Consider the following 18,486-nt stretch of genomic DNA (forward strand, 5'->3'; position numbering starts at 1 on the left):
TCGTTGACCATGTGACTCAAGTCAGCCCGAGGAATTTTCTTCCCCAATTTCAACTCCCGCCAAAGACATCGAAAACCTGGTAATTATACCCGTTCGCAACCTCCAGAGGACCCCCTCCACCTCCCGCACCCGCAGGCTCCGCATTGCCCTTGAAAACCGCATAGACAACCTTGCCTTGGTCCAGCTTCTCGATAATTTCTTCCACAAGCTCCAACTCCCTCAGTGCGCTTTCGTCATCCAACCCCCTTTCCTCTTGAAGAATCAGAGCCCTCTCCTCCATCACTCTGAGGATATCCAGAAGATACTCTCGCGTTCCCTGCTGAACCTCCTGAGGAGGTCGCCCTTGCGGCCGGGCAATTCTTCCTCCCAGGTCCGTGCCGACATCAGCCTTTGCCTCGATGATGACGATATCACCATCCACGGTGCGGTAGATTTGGTCGAACTGGTCATTCCCATTGCCCGGGGCATTCTCGGCGGGCTCTATGTAGGTCGCGCCTTCGAGGTTCGGACGCACCTCCTCCCTCCGCACTTGACCGTTATCCTCGACCGGATTCCCGTCCGCATCTAGAACATCCCTCATCAGGGGTGTTCCGTCGGAACGCAGGACAGGTCTTCCATCGAACTGATGCCTTGCGGCAACCCTGGCCGACTCTTCGCCGAATCTCTCGGCAACCTCGGTCCTCACGGCATCGGCAAGCTTCTGGGATGCCTTTGCGTTCTCAAGGTCCACGTGGTTGTCACCACCCCTGAGATAGGATCCGTGGGTCCTCTGCATCGCCTCGAGATGGACCTGGGCTTTTTGAGACGCCGTGATGCTTTCCCGACGCCCTGTTGCCAGGTCATCGAGCATCGAGAACTCACCCCTGATCCACTCGCGCCGTTGGAGCTCTTCCGCTCCGATCTCCCCCCGAAGCTCTTCGCGTCGCGTTCGCTCTTCGTAGGAGAGCCCGTCGTGAACCTCAGGAATGAAGTCAGGATCATGGACCCGCATCATGACCCTGTCCCCGACATATGTCGCCTGCTTCGGAACGTCTAGGCATACCCACTGATGAGTGCTGGCATCCCAGGTGATCTTGGGCAGAGGATATTTTTCCGGACCGATCGTGGTTTGAACACTTCTCCTGTGGCCGTTTTTCTCCTTGTAGTACTCCTTGTAGATTTCATGATCAGAATTTATGAGGCGTTGGAGGTCCTGGCGAAAAGCCAGCCGGTTGGCCGGATCATTCTTGTCCCCCCAGGAATGGGACTCGAGCCCTTGCAAGGTGGTCGGACCCGGCGCGCGGTTGTCAGCAACGGGTCGAGCCCCCGAGCCGTTCTCCCCGTCCTCACTCGAGGCCCCACGTCCGTCGGAGCCGCTTGCCCCATCGGCAGGCAGGGTGAGGGGGAGGCCGCTTCCGGGCCGGGCCGGGCCGTCGGAGCCCGGGCCGGAGGCTCCGGCAGGGTCGCCGTGGAGGGGCACGGCGCGGATGTCGGCCGACCCGTCGCGGGGCGTCGAGGCGGGGGTGGCGGGTTTCGGATCCGGGTCGTGGGCGGCGGTGACGCGGAAGTCATGGTCGGTTCGGTCGCCGGTACCGTCCCCGCCGGGGACCTCCATCCCCCCGCCCCGGGCACCGGCGCCGACCGGCACCTCCTCACGTGCGAGGAGCCATGCGGGCCGCGCGTCGGCGTCCATGCCGCTGTAGCGCTCGACGTCGGCGACGAGCTCGGCGACCCCCACGTCGTCGCCGCGACCGGCCGGGACCGCCGCCGCGGGCGCCCCGGACCTGCCGTCCGGCACACCCCCGTCCCCCGCGTGCACCGGCGCCGGCAGCGGTCCGGTCCCGGGCACCGACTCGGCCCCGGGCCCGCCGCTCCCGCCGGGCTCCGGCGCGCCCTCCACCACCTCCCAGTGGGCGAACCGGGCCAGCACTCCCGTGCGCAGCTGGTCCAGGCGCAGCCCGATGCCGCTGGCGGTGTCGGAGAACCCGGTCCTGATCCCGCTCAGCGTCTGGGCCAGGCTGAACCCCGGCCGGGCCGCGGCGCCCGGCTCCCAGGCCACCCCCGGGCGCTCCAGCACGTCGATGTCCGGGAGGTCGGGCCCGCCACCGCCGATCCGGCTGAGCAGCATGCCGCCCCTGACGGGGAACGCCACCACGGTCAGCGCCAGGTTCCCGCCCGCCGTGGACAGCGTGTACGCGGGCCGGTCCTCCCACTCCCTCCAGGGGAACAGGTCGTGGCCGACCTCCGTCCACGCCGCCCCGGCGTTCTCCCGCCAGGTCCGCCCCGAGCCCTCCTCGGAGTCGAACGGGTTCATCCACCCGTCCTCGCCGTACATCCCGACGAGCGCGCCGTACCCCTGGAAGGTCTCCTCCTTGTGGGTGACGGCGTTGTCCACCGCCTCGCCGACGCTGCCGGCCCACCCGCTGCCCGCGCGCCACAACCCGATCGAGGACAGGGCTCCCACACCGAGGCCCCAGGCCATCCCGACGCCGAAGTGCTCCTGCTGGGCGGCGAACGCGTCGGCGGCCCAGTCGAGCGGCCACGGCTTGTCCGACCCCGTGAGGTGGGCCCAGCCCTCCTCCCCCGCGCGCTGCCACTCGGAGGACTCGGTGAGGTCGAACGCGATGTCGGGGACCTCGTCCGGGTCGAGGCCGTAGGCGACCTCCCGGGGACCGGGCGCCTCCCCGCCCACGGCCGTGTAGGTGTTGCCCTGCCCGTTCACCGCGGAGATGGCGGTGGCGCACTCCCTCTCCGCCTCCTGGAACGTCGCCCAGACGATGTTGGCCCACAGCTTCAGGGAGCGGTTCTTGCCGTAGTGCCACGGGTTGAGCGCCCAGAACTCCTCGTCCCGCACCTCCTCCACGAAGGCCACGGCGTCGTCCCTGATGTTGCGCAGCCGGGTCCGGGCACTCTCGGCCTCCTCGGCGAAGGTCTCCAGCGCGGTCACGACCGCTGAGACGTCCTCCAGGACGGTGTCGCCCTTGCGGGCGACCGGGCCCATCGCGGCGAGGAGGGTCTCCGACTCGGGCGCGGTGTAGTGGGCCTGGAGGGCCTGCCACGAACTCTCGACCCCCGCGCCTCCCTCCGCGACCTCCTCCGCGGCGGCCCTGAGGTTCGCCGCGGCCGTCTGGAGGACCTCCACCGAGGTGCCGGGCACGGGAATGGCCTCGGGGACGATCAGGACGGTGAAGTCGTTGTCGAGGGGCTGCTGGTTCCGGGGGTCGGGCTCGGGTCTCGTCACGTCGACAGGGGGCATGGCGACTCCGTGGGGAGGAGGTGGGGGATCCGCCGCCGGGCGGGAGCAGCCGGCCCGGCGGGGGCGGGGGTGGGGGGTGGATGAGGGGGTGACCGGGGCACGGAGGGCACGGCCCGGTCGGGGCTTCGCGACCGGTGCGCGGCAGGGCGTGCGCGCCGGACCGGCGCGGGTCAGTGCGGAGCGTTCATGGGGTTCTCGGCATACGTGGCGTTGGCCTGGGCCTCCTCCGCCATCTCCAGGTCACCGACGAGGTAGGCGTCCACCGCCAGGGCGCACCCCTCCAGGGCGGAGCCGGCCCGTTCGACCATCTCCTCCGCGAGGGCGCCGACGTGTTCGAGGAAGTGGTACAGCTCCCCCTCGACCGGTCCGCTGCACGCCGCCGTGGCGGCGTTCATGATCTCGTCGCCGGTGGTGGTCAGGGCGCCGTCGAGCGCGTCGCCGCTGCCGTCGCCGACCTTGCCCAGCACCTCGTTGAGCACCGTCCCGACGGAGGGGGCGTCGATGTCCCACGCGCTCACCGGTCACCGCCTTCCCGGGCGGAGAAGCGGTCGCCCCGGAAGTTCTGGGGCGGTTCGGCAGTCGAATCGTGGCCGGTATCGGCCAACTCGCGCTCGGAGCGGACGATGCTCGCATCCATGCGATTCAGGGCGGGGCGCACCGCCTCGATGATGCTGGTCAGATGTGTCCGCAGCTCCCCGGTGCGCTCGCGCATGCGCACGGCCACGATCTCGTGCGCGACGGGGACGCGCATCGGCGGGACGTCGCCGCGCGGGAGGTCGCCCGCGGGTTCCCCGAGCGCGCCCGGGACCTCTACCAGCTCGAATCTCATGTACCGGTCACCCTGCCCAGGTCCGTCGGAACCGCCGCCCCCTGGGGCGCGTTGTGCGTATTATGCCGATGCACCACGACAATGTGTGACCTCTCCCTCGCGGAAGAGGTTCGTACTGGCACGGAGTTCCGGATACCCCTTGACCGCAGGCCCCCTCTACCGGTTCCCCACCGGAGGGACGGGCCCCACGACGTCCGCTCCCACGCTTCCCCTCCCCGCAGGCCCCCGCACGCACGCATGCCGAGCCACCAGCACCGAGCCACCAGCCACCCGGCGCCGACCGTGCCCCCGTCCGGGTCCGGACCCGGACACCCCTCCCGCTTCGCCCGGTCACGCCGAACCCGACCCCGCCGTCCCCCCGGCGGCATCGCCAAGGAGAACCGTTGAGCTACGACGTGGTCGCACTGCTGGCGGCGGAACCCGGCATGGTCGCGGTCGCCCACTCGCTCCGCGACGCGGGGGCCGACCTCGCGGTGCGCCCCCTGGACGGCGGAGTCGTCCAGTTGCGGGACGCCGAGGCCCGTGTCCTGGCCACCCTCGAACCCGCCCAGCTGGTCGAGTCGCGGGGCGAGGTCTCCCGGCTGCTCGGCGCCGAGGCCGCCGTCAACCTGCCCGACACCTGTTGGTGGGCCGAGGTGCGTGCGCGGCCCGACGCCGCGGGGCGCGAGGCGGCGCACCGCGTCGCCGACGGCCTCGCCCTGCGTCTGGGCGGGGGGGTGTGGACCTCGGGCCCGGGCGACTTCTCGCTGTGGGAGGAGACCGGGCACCCGGCCGTCGAGTTCGAGGCCGAGGAGGCGTTCGTCGTCGCCCAGGACCGCGAGGTCGTCCCGCTGTCCTCCTGGATCACCGACGCCGTGTCGGCCAACGCGCTCCGGGGCACGGTCCTCCAGGTGCTCACCCCCAGGTCGTCGCGGCTCACCCACGGGCTGCGCACCCTGATCACGCAGCCGATGGCCCGCTGGGTGGTGCTGGACGGGAAGGGCGGCCAGTTCGACGGGGTCAGCGGCCTCCCGCTCCGCTGGGACCGGGTACACGGGTATGTGCCCGACGCCCGGAACGGGAGCGCTCCCGAACCCGCGTGCGGGTTCCTCGACATCTCGCCCCTGGGGGCGCACCTGCTGGTCGACCTGGCGGTCCGGCACGGCGCGTCCTTCGCGCCGCCCCTCTGCCGGGCGGTCGAGCTCGTCACCGGCCACCTGGCCGGGGTCCTCCCCGCCGGCTGGGGGCCGCACGAGCCGGCGCTCGCGCCCTGGGACCGGGAGCGGCTCGTACGGCTGGTGCGCCACCGCGCCCCGCGGACGGCCGTGCTCCAGTTCTCGGGGCACCAGGACGCCGGTCCCCCCTTCACGGGCGGCGCCCGGGTCTCGTGGGCCCCGGACGGGGAGAGGGCGGCGGAGCGGATCTCCCTGGCGATCGGGTTCGAGGACGAGGGGGCGCTGCCCCTGGGGGCGCTCCCCGGCCTGGTGGAGGCCCTGGCGGCGGAGAACCTTCTGGACGTGCTCCACGTGCGCCGGGCGCGCGGTCGCCGCGACGTCACCTTCGAGCCGCGCTGGCACGGGCTGGCCGCCCCGGTCGGCATGGCCCTCGGGCCCGACGGGGTGCGGCGGGCCGGGGAGGAGCACGCGCTGGCCGGCCCCCTGCGGGGGGAACCGCTGGGAGAGGCCGGTGCCCGCGCGATCTGGTACCCCGCTCCCGCCGAGGCGACCCGCCAACGGGCGGCCGAGGCCGTGGCGGCCCAGCTGCGCCACCTCACCGCGGCGCCCCGGTCCTGACGGCACGGACAGAGCCAACATGATTACTGTGTGTGATTTTCTCGCGACTCTTTGAAAGAATGCGGACACCCCCCGGCCGTCCGGCCTCCCGCCCGACAAGCAGGTCCGCACACCAAGGAGAATCCTCCGTGAAACCCAGCCGTTCGTTCGTCGCGCTGACGATGAGCACCATGCTCCTGCTCCCCGTCGGCATCGCGGTGACGGCCCCGGCCGCGCACGCCGCGCACCGGGGCGTGGTCGGCGAGCAGCCCGTCCAGTGGACCCCGCACGTCCTGGACGGGACGGTCAAGGACATCCTGAGGATCGGGAACACGGTCCTCGTCGGGGGTGAGTTCACCCGGGTCGCCGAGGTCGACGGCGACGAGCACACCCTCCGCAACCTCTTCGCCTTCGAGCACGGGACCGGGCGGATCATCCGCGACTTCGAACCGGACGTCAGCGCGATGGTCACCTCGCTCGCCCCGGGGCCGGACGGCAGCGTGGTCGTCGGCGGCCGGTTCACCGCCGTCGACGGCAAGCCCTCCCGGGGGCTGGCGCGGCTGTCCCTCTCCGACGGCGGCCCCGTGCGGGAGTTCGGCGCCGTCCTCGACGACGGCGCGACCAACCGCCTGGCCACCGACGGAGCCCGCCTCTACGTGGGCGGGAACTTCACGGGGGTGAGCGGCGCCGAGCGCACGGGCCTGGCCCGCCTCGACCTCCGGACCGGCGAGGTGGACCGCAACTTCGCGCCGCGCCTCGCCGAGCCGCGCCGCGGCAGCCTGCGCGTGCAGGAGCTGGCCCTGAGCCCGGACGGCCGACGGCTCGCCATCAACGGGACGTTCACGAAGGTGGACGACAAGAACCGCTACCAGATCGCCATGATCGACACCGCGGAAGCCTTCGTCACTCCGTGGTCCACGTCCGCCTACGAGGCCCCGTGCGACTACGAGCGGATCCACACGTACATGCGGCAGATGGCGTTCTCCCCCGACGGCTCGTACTTCGCCGTCGTGACCGGGGGCGGGCCCAAGGTCAAGCCCGGCCTGTGCAAGTCGACCAGCCGGTTCGAGAACACCGACAAGGCCGACTCCCAGCCCACGTGGAGCAACAAGACCGGGGGCGACTCCCTGTACTCGGTGGAGGTCACCGAGTCGGCCGTGTACGTGGGCGGGCACCAGCGCTGGATGGACAACGAGAAGGGCGAGCTGAACCCCGGACCGGGGTCGGTGGAGCGGGAGGGCATCGGCGCCGTGGACCCGCGGACGGGACGCGCGCTGGCGTGGAACCCGGGACGCGCGCGCGGGCACGGCGCGGAGGCCCTGCACGCCACGTCGGACGGGCTGTACGTGGGAAGCGACACCGAACGCCTCGCCGGCGAGTACCACGCGCGCCTCGGCATGTTCCCGCTGGCCTGAGGGCGGCGGTCCGGCGCGGCGCGCCGGGCGGCAGGTCCCGGAGTGCGACCCGTCCACCGGGGCGGCCGGCGCGGCGGGCCGCTCCGGCCCCCTGCCGCAGGGAGGCCCCGCCGTTCGGCGGGGCCTCTCCCCCTTCCCGGGGGAGAGCCCGAGGAGACGGCCGGAGGCCGGCCCCCTGGGTGAAGTGGCCGGGTGGGGCGGCCGGTTCCCCGGGCCGACCGGTACGCCCGGTCCCGGCGGGGCACGCCCGGTCCCCGGACCGTCGGGGCCGCGGCCGGTGTCCGGACGGGCGTGCGTCAGGTGTTCGTCAGGTGTCCTTGGACGCGGCGGCCGCGCCCTCGTCCCGCTTCGCGTCGGCGTCCGCGTTCCCGGCGGCGTTCCCGGCGCCGGCCTCCTCAGGAGCCGCGTCAACGGGCGTCCCGGCCGGCTCGGACGCGGCCGCGTCCTGGAGGTCGTCCTCACGGGAGGCCCCTCCGGACAGGCGGTCTCCCACGTTGACGCCCCGGCGGCTCTCCAGGCGCTCGACGGTCCGGGCCGACAGCTGGTCGCGCAGCCGGGACAGCAGAACATAGGACGCGAGGCCGCTGACCAGCCACGCCAGGATGAGCGCGACCCACGACCGGGCACCGAATAGGTAGACCACTCCGAAGGCCGCCAGGAAGAGTCCCACCCGGGCGGCGGTATAGGTCAGCCAGCTACGCATGAAAAAGCCTCACAACAGATGATTACCTGGTCTAGATTGGTCGCTACGCCCATCAGCACACGAGACGACCGGGTCCACACATGTGGCCCGGGCGGTACCGGGTCCCCGAACAGGACCGAACGGGTGGCTCCCGCATGTCCTCACCACCAGGTTAAGGGCGTGTCGGGCGCAGCGGGCACCGGGGCGGCGTGTCCCCCGCCGCAATGGCGACGGGACCACACAGGCCACTGGATTCACATAGTCATGGGATGTTTCCAATCCCGACAGCAGGGCCCGAACATCACGTTCCGGTCACATATCCGGTACTCCTCCCCCCATCACCGCAATTTCTCCGAAAACTAGGGAGGAAACGGACCAACTCGTGCACACTAGGGGATCAAACGCCCGCCGCCCCCACAGTCCGAGGCGGGCACGATTGGGGGAATGTGAAGGTGGAACGAGCAAGCGAACGCCTGTTGACCCCCGGGGAAGTGGCCTCACTCTTCCGGGTTGATCCCAAGACCGTCACGCGCTGGGCCGCCTCCGGGCGGATCAGCAGTATTCGCACCCCCGGCGGCCACCGCCGGTTCCGCGAGTCCGAGGTGCGTGCCCTCCTCCTCGGGGAGCCGAGCGAGAGCACCCCCTGAGAGCGAGGTAACGCCCCTCACCCCCTTCGGCCCCGGACATTCGGAATCAGCGGGGTCTCCCGCAGCCCTGGCTCGGTGTCCCGACCGTGAGGAGTCGACAGCAAGAGTAGGCTGGAACCATGGTGTGGCTTGGTGGCCTGATCACGCTCGTATCGATCGTTCTCTGGGTGTACGCGTTCTTCGACGCGCTGACCACCCCTGCGCAAGAGGTCCGGAACCTGCCCAAGGTCCTCTGGATGATCGTCATCGCGCTGTTCATGCCCGTCGGTTCGATCCTGTGGCTCTTCCTCGGCCGCCCGCGCCGGGCGGTCCCCGTGGACGGAAGCCCGCCCTCCCCGGCGCAAGCCGCGTCGGCCGACGACCTTGACCCGTCCGACTTCGCCAAGCCCTCCGACAGCCCGCACCCGCTCGGACCCGATGACGACCCCGAGTTCCTGCGACGCCTCAAACGGCGCATCGACCCGGAAGAATAGGTTCTCCTCGCCGGATCGGTCGGAGAAGGGGCCCGCCGGCCCCTCGCCGCCGGCCCGCCCGGGTGAACCTCGCCGACGGACCGCGTGGAACAGGGCCGCCCCGGCAGGCGGGGCACGACAGGCGTGAACACAACGGTGGGGCCGCACTCCTCGGAGCACGGCCCCACCGTCATGTCAGGGGCTCACGGCGGCCCCCCGGCCCGCCCCGGTTCAGAGCAGCCCGGCCCCCACCTTCCGCGGCAGCCCGCGCACCGCGTGCACCGGCTCCACGTCCGGGGCGAACTCGGGGACCCAGGTGCCGGCGGTGCCCAGCTCCATGCCGGGGTTGGCCGCGTTGTAGGCCTCCACCAGGTCGACCCGGGTCAGCCGCCCCCGGCCGTCGCGCATCACCGCGTTGCCGTGCTCGACGATGTCGTCGCCGCCCCAGTTGTACAGGACCTCCTCCGCCCCGATCCCGTCGTGCAGGTCGAACACGTTGTTCTCCGCGTGGACGTGGGACTCCACCCCGACGCCCAGGCTGTACTGGTAGAGCCCGCCCCGCACGGTGTAGTGGTTGTTGTACACGTGCACCTGGCCGTAGCGCACGCGCGGCGCCCTCTGCCCGAGCCCGTCGAAGTGGTTGTGGTGGTAGGTCACCCGGAGCCGTCCCCGGTCCGTGGTCCGGCTGTCGCTGTTGCCGAGCAGCATCGCCTTGTCCCGTTCGACGAAGTCGTTCCACGAGACCGTGACCAGGTCGGACCCGCGGACGATGTCCAGCAGCCCGTCGTGCACCTCGTACTTGCGGCCGAAGTGGTCGGGCAGCTCCGCCCCGGGGTTGTCCCCGTCGTCGAACGTGTTGTGGTCCACCCACACGTTGGTGGCCCCGGAGACCTCCACGTGGTCGTACTCCGAGTTCCAGTTGCCGGTCCCGCCGTCGGCGGGGTCCCAGCCGGGGAAGCAGTCGTGGGTGTCGGAGAAGGAGAGGTTGCGCAGGATGACGTTGTCCACGTCGTGGACCAGGAGGTTCATGCCGGAGATGACGGCGTCGTCGCCCGCGCCGACCACCGTGGTGTTGGAGCCGACGCGGACCCGGATCTGCTCGGCCTGGACGTCCTGCGAGGCGGCGCGGGCCTCCTCCAGCGGGCCGGACGGGTCCTCCCACCCCCACACAGCGGGGTCGTAGGCGGCCAGGTAGCCCTCCAGGGTGTAGCCGTCGACCGCGTAGTCCTCGCACGCGATCGGGGTGCCGTCCGGCGCCGTGTTGGCGTCGACGGTGCCCTCCACGCGGACGATCTTCGGGTGGTCGCCGGAGACCGCCTCGCGGAACTCCTCCAGGGTGGAGACGGTGACGACGTGCTCCGGCGCCGCCGCGGACCCGCCGGTGGTCCCGGCCCCGGCGGACCCCCATCCGTCACCGTCGGCCAGGACCTCCCGGCCGATGTCGGGGGCGGCGTTCGCGGAGGTGGCCGGCACGGCGGTCAGCGCCACCGCCGCGGCCAGGGGGAGTATGAGCCTGCGCATGTTCGTGCTCCTGGTGGGGGGATACCGGGTACTGGTCGGCACCCGGCTGCAAACGTTTGCATGAACATCTCCCGACTCCCCCGTCCACGTCAACCCTTCCGCCCCGCCTTCTCCGTGGAAAACCCCGGAAAACCCCGGAAAACCCGGCGACGGCAGCCCGGCCCGCACCCTGCCGCTCCGCAACCGGTTGCCGTACCCTCGGGTCCCAGCGGAGCACATCGGAACATCCACGGAACGGAGGCCCCGGGTGGCCGTCACCATCAGGGACGTCGCGCGGGAGAGCGGGGTCCACGTCTCCACCGTCTCCCGGGCCTTCTCCGCCGCCCACATGGTCAACGCGGTGACGCGGACCCGTGTCATGGCGGCGGCGGAGCGGCTCGGCTACCGCCCCAACCGAGCCGCGCGGGCCCTCTCCACGCGGCGGACCGCGAACCTCGGGGTGATCGTCGCCGACATCGCCAACCCGTTCTTCCCGCCGCTGATCAAGGCCGCCCAGGCGCAGGCGCGCGAACGCGACTACCACGTGTTCGTGGCCGACACCGACGAACGGGCACGGGTGGAGGAGGAGCTGGTGCGCTCCATGGCCAAGCAGGTGGACGGCGCGCTGCTCGTCGCCTCGCGGCTCAGCGGGCGCGTGATCGCCGAACTCGGCCGCGACGTGCCCTTCGTCGTCGTCAACCGCCGGGTCAGGGGCCTGCCCTGCGTGCTGATGGACGTGGCCTCGGGCACCCGGCAGGCCGTGGACCACCTGGTCGCGCTGGGGCACAGGGACATCGCCGTGCTGACCGGGCCGAGCGCGTCCTGGACCGCCCAGCGGATACGGGGAGCCGCGGAGGAGGCCGCCGCGCGCCACGGCGCCGGGCTGCACCCCGTCGGGCCGAACCCTCCCACCGAGGAGGGCGGGGCGTTCGCCGCCGCCGAGGTGGTGTCGGGGCCGGCGACCGCCGTGCTCGCCTACAACGACCTCGTGGCACTGGGCCTGATCCGGGAGGTGGAGGCCCTGGGGCTGTCGGTGCCCGGGGACCTCAGCGTGGTCGGCGTGGACAACACCCACATCGCCCGGCACTGCCGCCCGGCCCTCACCACCGTGGACATGCCGGTCGTGGCCGCCGGGCGCGGGGGCATCGACCTGCTGGTCCACCGGGTGACCACGGGGGAGGACCCCGGAACCGTCACCCTGGACACCCGCCTCGTCGTCCGGGAGTCCACGGCGCCGCCCCGGAGCCCCCTGACCCGCCCCTGACCGCCCCGGCGCCGGACCGCCGTGCGGAAAACCGGTCGCCGCCGACCGGGGGCGACCGGCAGTATGCGACGTATGCAGCCCCAGCGCCAGGTACGCGCCGAGTACGACGCGAGCACGATCGTGGTCTACCAGGCGTACCCGTCGGCGGTCGCGGACCCGTCCCTTCGCGCCGGGCGGTTCGTCGCCCCGTTCTCCCTCAACCGCATGACGTGGATCAAGCCGTCGTTCCTGTGGCTCATGCACCGCAGCAACTGGGCGCGCAAGGCGGGGCAGGAGCGCGTCCTGGCGGTACGCGTCACCCGCGGCGGCTGGGAGAGGGCCCTTTCCCTCGCCGTGCCGACCACCGCAGACCCGGCGGCCGTCGCCCGCGCCCGGGTCCACGTCCAGTGGGACCCCGAACGCTCGCTGCGCGGAGCCGCCCTCAACCACTACAGCATCCAGGTCGGTGTCGGCCGGGGGCTGATCCGGGAGTTTGCCGAGGAGTGGGTCGTCGGCCTTACCGACGTCACCCCCCGGGTTCGCAGGATCGAGCAGCTGGTGCGGGGCGGGCGCGCCTCCCGGGCCCGGGAACTGCTCCCGCCGGAGCGCGTCTACCCGGTGCCGGAGCCGGCCGCGGGACGCCTCGGCGTCGGACCGCAGAGCGGGGGCCGCAACGGCTGACGGCGGGGACCCGAGGGGTCCCCGCCGCCGTGCGCAGCCCGGGTCAGGCGTAGGAGTGCAGGCCGCTGAACATGTAGTTCACGGCGAAGAAGTTGAACAGGATGGTCAGGAAGCCCAGCACGTTGATCCAGGTGGCCTTGGGGCCGCGCCAGCCGCCCGTGGCACGGGCGTGCAGGTAGGCGGCGTAGATCACCCAGGAGATGAACGACCACACCTCCTTGGGGTCCCAGCCCCAGAAGCGGCCCCACGCCTCGTCCGCCCAGATGGAGCCGGCGATGATGCCGAACGTCCACAGCGGGAACGCGAACAGGATGAACCGGTGCGAGATGCGGTCCAGCAGCTCCGGGCTGGGCAGGCGCCCCGCGATGCCCGCGACCTTCTGTCCCAGGGCGCGCCTGGCCTCCGCGCGGTGCGACACCAGGTAGGTGACGCCCGCGACGCCGGACACCATGAACGCGCCGCCCGCGATGATCGTCGCGGTCACGTGGATCGGCACCCAGTAGGAGTGCAGTGCCGGGATCAGCGGGCCCGGGTCCACGTACAGCCACTTGACGCCGATGCCCAGCAGGAGCAGGACCGGGACCAGGACGAAGGCCCCGAGGAACCGCGCCTGGTAGCGGAACGAGGCGTACAGGAGCCCGCCCACCGCGACCAGGCACAGCGCCACGATGAACTCGAACATGTTGCCCCAGGGCCACCGGCCCGCGGCGAGGCCCCGGGTGACGATCTGGGCGACGCCCATCACGAACCCGAGCGTCGTCACGCCGAGCGCCACCCGGCCGAGGTTGCTCTGGGAGGCCTGCGCCTCCCCCTCGGTGGTGCGGACGTTGACGTCGATGTCGAGGTCGTCGTCACCGCTTCCGGCGGCTCCGGCGTCCTTCCCTGAGCCCGCGGCCACCGGCATGAGCTTGCCGGCCCTGAGGTTGGTGCGCTTTCCGTAGGCGGCCTCGATGGCGAAGAGGAACAGGGCCGCCGCGTACGTGACGATCATCGCGATGATCAACATGTCGCTGGTCGACGCCATCGTCTCGTCCACCGTTCCGGCGAGTGTGTACGTCACCGGTCACTCCCTCGTTGTCGTCGACTCTGGCGGGTCGGATGGTGTGCTGCTTCGGGGATTTCGGGGGTTGTCGTCCGACTCGTCGTTCCGGAGCCGTCCGGCAAGCTCTGTGGTGAGTTCGTGGAACTCGGCGTTGTTGCCCGCCGCCTCGGTCTTGCCGAGGCCGGACAGCTCGACCCGCGTGCGCCCGTCCGCGCCCCTGGTCGCGCGCACCCACACGCGGCGGGGGCGGACGAACAGCGTGGTGACCAGGCCCAGGACGGCGAGGCTGGCCGCCGCGAGCGCCGGGACGCGCGCGCCGTCGCGGTTGGTCTGGAGGCTGATGTACTCGCTGTACCCGGTGAACGTGATCGACCCGGCGCCGTCCGGGAGGTCCCAGCTGTCCCCGATCCCCAGCACCGGGGAGCTTCCGAGCTCCTCCATGCCGCTGGTCTGGAGCTGGTAGACCGACTGCGGGTCCAGCATGCCGAGGTCGCCGCGGTAGCCCTCCAGGGTCACCCTGGGGTTCTCCGCGCCCGGGAAATCGGAGACGAGGTCGCCCTCGGGCGTCTCCGCCGCGCTCGGCAGGAACACCCCGACGAAGCCCAGCTCCTCCCCGCCGGTGTCGGGGACCTTGACGACGCCGTCGGAGGTGAAGGTCGCGGTCTCCCGGAACAGGAACGGGACCGCCTGGTCGAAGACGACCTCGCCGTCGGCGTTGCGGACCTCGAACTCGGGCGCGTAGCCGTGGCCGAGCAGGTAGACCTGCACGCCGTCCACGGTGAGGGGGTGGTTGACCTCCAGCGTGTGCCGGGCCTCCTCCGCCTCCGGGGACTCCTTGTAGGTCAGTTCGGCGACGTAGGACTCGGCCTGTCCGCGCAGGTTGCCGTCCTCGATGAACGACGCCTCGAAGTCGTCCAGGTGCAGGGTGAAGGGCTCCAGGGCGTCGGTGTCGGTCCAGTGCCCGGGGTAGATGGCGTCGTAGGAGGGCAGGGTGTTCGCGAACCCGTCGCCCTCCACCAGCAGCATGTTGCCCCGGTAGCCGAAGAACGACCCGGCGGCCAGCGCGAGCAGCAGCCCCAGCAGGGCGAGGTGGAACAGCACGTTCCCGGCCTCGCGCAGGTATCCGGTCTCGCTGGAGAGGGAGTCCCCGTAGCGCTCGATCCGGTAGCCCTTGAGGACCTTGCGCGCCTGGCCGAGGACCGTCTCCGGATCGGCGCCCGTCGTGAACGTCGCCGCGTACGGCATCCGCCCCAGGTTCCTGGGGGTGTGCACCGGCCTGGCCCGCACGGCGCGGGCGTGGACGACGGCACGCGGGAAGACGCAGCCCGCGAGGGAGACGAACAGCAGCAGGTAGATCGCCGCGTACCAGGGCGACGAGAACACGTCGAACAGGTAGAACCGGTCCAGCCAGGGTGCCAGTTCGGGGTTCTCCCGAACGTAGGTGTTGACCTCGTCCACGCTCACGACGTTCTGCGGCAGGATCGAGCCGGGGATGGCTCCGACGGCCAGCAGGAAGAGCAGGATCAGGGCGGTGCGCATCGAGGTGAGGACGCGCCACGCCCAGCGCAGCCAGCCGAGCGGGCCCAGGCCCCTGGGCTGCCCGCCCTCCCGGTCCCCGGCCCCGGTCCCGTCTCCCGGGCCGGCCCCGCTCCCGGTGTCGTCGTCGGTCGTGGTCGTCGTACTCATCAGATCACCGTTTGGAAGTCGGCGGCCCAGCCCTGCATGGCGACGGTCAGCTGCGTCCACAGCCCGGTCACCATGGCCAGGCCGACGAGGACGAGCACGGCCCCGCCGATGACGGTGACGGTGCGGGTGCGTCGCTTGAGCCAGCCGAAGGCGGTCAGGGCGCGCCGGTAGAGGAGGGAGGCGAGGACGAAGGGCAGACCCAGGCCCACGCAGTAGACGAGGGACAGGAGCATGCCGCGGCCGGCGCCGCCCTCGATGAAGGCGAGGGTCTGCACGGCGGCCAGGGTCGGACCGATGCACGGGGTCCAGCCGAGGCCGAAGAGGACCCCGAGCAGGGGCGCACCGGCCAGGCCCGCACGGGGCAGCCGGTGGAAGCGGAACTCGCGCCCGAACCCGGGCATCACGCCCATGAAGGCGAGCCCGAGGACGATGGTGAGGACCCCGAGGACCCGGGTGAGGGGGTCGGTGTAGTCCACGAGGAGGTCGCCGAGCCAGCCGATGAAGCCGCCGACGGCGACGAACACGAGGGTGAACCCGGCGATGAACAGGACGCTGCCGGTGACCATGGTCCACCGGCGCGTGGCGAGTTCGGCGTCGACGTCGGCGACGGCCGTCGCCGTGGCGCCCCCCTCGGCCGCCCCTCCCCCGGCGGCGCGGGCGGCGGAGCGCTCGCGCACGTCGGCGCCGCTCATGCCGGTCACGTAGGAGAGGTAGCCGGGCACGAGCGGGAGCACGCAGGGGGACAGGAAGGACAGGAGCCCGGCGGCGAGCGCCAGGGGGACGGCGGCGAGGAGGGACCCGGTGAGGACGGTGGTGCCGATCGCGTCCATCAGCGGTCGTCCCCGTCCGAGGGGGCGTCGGAGGGCTGTTCCCCGCCCTCCTCCGGGGACGCCTCCCCGTCCTCCGGGGAGGCCTCCTGGTCGGCCACCCGGGGCCGCTCCTCGGGATCGCCGAGGCCGAACTCCACCACCACGGGGTTGAGCAGCCCCGTGAGCTGGCCGTAGGTGGTGGGACCGATGACGCGGGCCGCGATGCGGCCGTCGGGGTCGATGACGAGGGTGCTGGGGATCGCACGCGGGGGGACGGTGTCGCGGAAGGCCTGCGGCACCTCGCCGGGCTGGTCGTACAGGCTCGGGTAGGCGACGTCCTTGTCGGAGAGGTAGGCCCGGGCCGCGGTCTCGTCGTCCTTGATGTTGACGCCCAGGAAGTCCACCCCCAGGTCGCCGTACTCGGCGTGGACCTCGTCGAGCACGGGCTGCTCGGCGCGGCAGGGGCCGCACCAGCTCGCCCAGACGTTGAGGACCACGATGCCGCCCTCGTAGTCACCGAGGGACACGGTGTCGCCGTCGAGGGTGGTGCCCTCGACCTCGGGCGCCTCGACCCGCTCGGCGGCCTCGAAGGTGGTGGAGCTGCCGTCGCCGGAGATGAACCGGTCGTCCTCGCCCCCGGCCTCGATCTCGTTGCCCCCGGCGCAGCCGGTGAGGGCGATGGCGGCGGCCAGGGCGGTCGCCGCAAGGCGCGGCACGCCGCGGCGCGACCGCGTACCTGAGCTGGTACTGGGCATCGAGGGAACCTCGCGAACCGGGGGTGAACAGGGCGGACTACATCAACGACAGATTGTAGTAGATGCCCTGGCGCCCCTTCGGCCGCCCCGGCACAAGGGACCTTCGGTCCGGCGTGCCGGGCGGCCTGCGGCGAGGTGGGGAAACCTCGGTGGGGGCGGTGTCCGTCGGGCACCGCCCCCGGGGGTTGTGCGTCGGCCGGGGCGCGCGTGTCGCCGCCCCGGCCGGCCTCGGCCCTGGATCAACCAGCCTCGACGAATGCCTCGCGGAGGTAGTCGTGCACGGCCCGCTCGGGAACCCGGTAGGAACGCCCCACGCGAATCGCGGGGAGAACTCCCGAGTGCACCATTCGGTAAACGGTCATCTTGGACACACGCATGATCGTGGCGACTTCTGCCACGGTCAAGAACCTGACCTCTTCGAGAGGCGGTTTGCTCCCGTTCATCTTCCGACGCCCTCATTCCCGGACGTGAGCATTGTCCACTCTTCAGCCCGGCGTGATCTACGGCGGTAGGGGCAACCCCGGTATGTGCCCGTCCCAACCCCACGCCAGCGTGTCACTCTGTCACTACTGACACGTCCGTTTTCAGAGTAGAGCCGAGACCCCGTCTGCGAAAGGTCGATTGTCCTGTCTTCGGGGATACACGTTGACGACGGGACGGATGAGGTTTAACGGTGGGTATAAATGGTCGGCCCTGGTCAAATCAGACCGGCCCTCGCGAGGACGTACTCGCGCAGGGGGGCGTAGTCCTCGGTCAGGTATCCGTCGTCCAGAGGCACCGTGACCAGTAGCTTTCCCTCGTGTTCGGCCAGGAACAGAGCGGGGTCGTTGCAGTCCGCGAACCCCATCGTCGGCACTCCGGCCTCCCCCGCCGCACCCGCGAACCCGTGGTCCGCGATGACCAACTGCGGCCATGCCTCACCCCGGTTCTCCAGGTCCCCGAGAATGGCACGCATGGCGAAGGGGTGATGGCTGTGACGCGCGAGGTGCCCGTCCGTCACGATCGCGACTTCGTCCTTCCAGACCACGATCCGCCGGTTGGGCGGCTTCTCGGTAGTCACCTCGTACGAATATCCGCTTGCCGCGGTGACGACCGGGCAGCCGCGTGAGGCCAGTGCGTCCTTCCAGACCCGGTAGGTCTCACGGAGTTTGCTGGGGTGGCCGGTGGCGAACATGACCCTCTCGCGGCGCTCCGCCGCCAGCGCCATCCGGTCGGCCAGCGCCTCCAGGGCGTCCACGGTCAGGTCGGGGTCGATGGTGTCGATGCCCCACACGTACTCCTCGTCGCCCACGACGCCGCACCGCTTGCTCATGAGGGAGAGGACCTCGGAGAACGTCCAGTCGTGGGAGAACGTCAGACCGAACTGGTGGTAGGGGTCCTTCTGCACCAGCCGCCGGTAGTGCCGAAGGTTGTTCTGGCGGGGGGTGTCGACGTGCCCGGCGATCCCCGTGCGAACCAGATAGGTGATGAGTTCAGCGCGTGTCGGCGGCGTCACCTGGCGTTCCCCTTCCTCGACTGGGCAGCGAGCGTGCGCCCCGCCGTGATGCCACCACGACGCCGGCCTCTGTTCGCCCGGTATTCAACCTCTGTCCTACCCGCCTGCGGCGTACAACGCGCAATCCCCACGAATTCACCTCCGTACTCCCGGGCGCCGCTGCGGGCCGGGCCACGGACCGGAATCCCGGAATGCGCGGCGGTCCGAACCGGTCGTAATTCGGGCCGCGCCGGAACCGCTCCGGGTTCGGGACGGCCGGGGACG

17 protein-coding genes are annotated in these 18,486 nt (G+C 71.4%); 6 read left to right on the forward strand and 11 right to left on the reverse strand.

Translation table 11 applies throughout. The annotated features are described in order from the left end of the window. Positions 1-49: 49 nt before the first annotated feature. The 3 genes from ACWGL3_RS02845 to ACWGL3_RS02855 all read right to left on the reverse strand — a co-directional run bounded on the left by ACWGL3_RS02845 (position 50) and on the right by ACWGL3_RS02855 (position 4,064). On the reverse strand, positions 50-3,235 hold the full coding sequence (locus tag ACWGL3_RS02845) for a hypothetical protein (RefSeq protein WP_452460720.1): 3,186 nt from the start codon (positions 3,233-3,235) through the stop codon (positions 50-52). A gap of 170 nt (positions 3,236-3,405) precedes the next feature. Continuing rightward, positions 3,406-3,753, reverse strand: coding sequence for a DUF6507 family protein (locus ACWGL3_RS02850; protein ID WP_267946821.1), 348 nt, complete (start codon positions 3,751-3,753; stop codon positions 3,406-3,408). Next, positions 3,750-4,064, reverse strand: a complete 315-nt coding sequence (locus ACWGL3_RS02855) for a hypothetical protein (protein ID WP_267946822.1) — start codon at positions 4,062-4,064, stop codon at positions 3,750-3,752. Before ACWGL3_RS02855 ends, ACWGL3_RS02850 begins: the two co-directional genes overlap by 4 nt. 383 nt (positions 4,065-4,447) lie before the next feature. On the opposite strand from ACWGL3_RS02855, the gene ACWGL3_RS02860 reads away from it, so the two are divergent. Continuing rightward, positions 4,448-5,836, forward strand: a complete 1,389-nt coding sequence (locus tag ACWGL3_RS02860; RefSeq protein WP_267946823.1) for a DUF6177 family protein — start codon at positions 4,448-4,450, stop codon at positions 5,834-5,836. Between the two features lie 128 nt (positions 5,837-5,964). Next, positions 5,965-7,230 carry a hypothetical protein gene (locus ACWGL3_RS02865; RefSeq protein ID WP_452460721.1) on the forward strand — a complete coding sequence of 422 codons (1,266 nt, stop codon included), beginning with the start codon at positions 5,965-5,967 and terminating at the stop codon, positions 7,228-7,230. A gap of 307 nt (positions 7,231-7,537) precedes the next feature. On the opposite strand, the gene ACWGL3_RS02870 is transcribed toward ACWGL3_RS02865, so the two are convergent. Continuing rightward, positions 7,538-7,933: a DUF4229 domain-containing protein gene (locus ACWGL3_RS02870; protein ID WP_267946825.1), complete on the reverse strand. Its 396-nt coding sequence runs from the start codon at positions 7,931-7,933 to the stop codon at positions 7,538-7,540. Positions 7,934-8,358: 425 nt separating this feature from the next. On the opposite strand from ACWGL3_RS02870, the gene ACWGL3_RS02875 reads away from it, so the two are divergent. After that, entirely contained in the window at positions 8,359-8,559 is a 201-nt protein-coding gene (locus ACWGL3_RS02875) for a BldC family transcriptional regulator (protein ID WP_017535950.1), read from the forward strand. 119 nt (positions 8,560-8,678) lie between these two features. Further along, positions 8,679-9,032, forward strand: a complete 354-nt coding sequence (locus ACWGL3_RS02880; RefSeq protein ID WP_267946826.1) for a PLD nuclease N-terminal domain-containing protein — start codon at positions 8,679-8,681, stop codon at positions 9,030-9,032. A 210-nt stretch (positions 9,033-9,242) separates the two neighbouring features. Here ACWGL3_RS02880 and ACWGL3_RS02885 read toward each other — a convergent pair whose 3' ends face one another. Continuing rightward, entirely contained in the window at positions 9,243-10,532 is a 1,290-nt protein-coding gene (locus tag ACWGL3_RS02885) for a pectate lyase family protein (protein WP_267946827.1), read from the reverse strand. A gap of 247 nt (positions 10,533-10,779) precedes the next feature. On the opposite strand from ACWGL3_RS02885, the gene ACWGL3_RS02890 reads away from it, so the two are divergent. Together ACWGL3_RS02890 and ACWGL3_RS02895 are read left to right on the forward strand one after the other, a co-directional pair. After that, positions 10,780-11,775, forward strand: coding sequence for a LacI family DNA-binding transcriptional regulator (locus ACWGL3_RS02890; protein ID WP_267946828.1), 996 nt, complete (start codon positions 10,780-10,782; stop codon positions 11,773-11,775). Between the two features lie 72 nt (positions 11,776-11,847). Beyond that, the gene (locus tag ACWGL3_RS02895) at positions 11,848-12,435 is read left to right on the forward strand and encodes a DUF4291 domain-containing protein (RefSeq protein WP_267946829.1); all 588 of its coding nucleotides are present in this window, start codon (positions 11,848-11,850) and stop codon (positions 12,433-12,435) included. A 43-nt stretch (positions 12,436-12,478) separates the two neighbouring features. Here ACWGL3_RS02895 and ccsB read toward each other — a convergent pair whose 3' ends face one another. The 6 genes from ccsB to ACWGL3_RS02925 form a co-directional block, all read right to left on the reverse strand. Then, positions 12,479-13,495: a c-type cytochrome biogenesis protein CcsB gene (gene ccsB, locus ACWGL3_RS02900; RefSeq protein ID WP_452460722.1), complete on the reverse strand. Its 1,017-nt coding sequence runs from the start codon at positions 13,493-13,495 to the stop codon at positions 12,479-12,481. A 3-nt stretch (positions 13,496-13,498) separates the two neighbouring features. After that, positions 13,499-15,163, reverse strand: coding sequence for a cytochrome c biogenesis protein ResB (gene resB / locus ACWGL3_RS02905; RefSeq protein WP_452460723.1), 1,665 nt, complete (start codon positions 15,161-15,163; stop codon positions 13,499-13,501). Next, entirely contained in the window at positions 15,163-15,993 is an 831-nt protein-coding gene (locus ACWGL3_RS02910; RefSeq protein WP_267946832.1) for a cytochrome c biogenesis CcdA family protein, read from the reverse strand. The genes resB and ACWGL3_RS02910 overlap by 1 nt, the downstream gene beginning before the upstream one ends. Beyond that, a complete protein-coding gene (locus ACWGL3_RS02915; protein ID WP_378553516.1) occupies positions 15,993-16,727 on the reverse strand; it encodes a TlpA family protein disulfide reductase in 735 nt (244 codons plus the stop codon). Before ACWGL3_RS02915 ends, ACWGL3_RS02910 begins: the two co-directional genes overlap by 1 nt. A 239-nt stretch (positions 16,728-16,966) precedes the next feature. Further along, positions 16,967-17,170: a helix-turn-helix domain-containing protein gene (locus tag ACWGL3_RS02920; protein WP_013155995.1), complete on the reverse strand. Its 204-nt coding sequence runs from the start codon at positions 17,168-17,170 to the stop codon at positions 16,967-16,969. 254 nt (positions 17,171-17,424) lie between these two features. After that, positions 17,425-18,222 carry a phosphatase gene (locus ACWGL3_RS02925; RefSeq protein WP_267946833.1) on the reverse strand — a complete coding sequence of 266 codons (798 nt, stop codon included), beginning with the start codon at positions 18,220-18,222 and terminating at the stop codon, positions 17,425-17,427. Positions 18,223-18,486 lie beyond the last annotated feature (264 nt).

It is taken from the genome of Nocardiopsis sp. NPDC055824, from assembly GCF_053616335.1.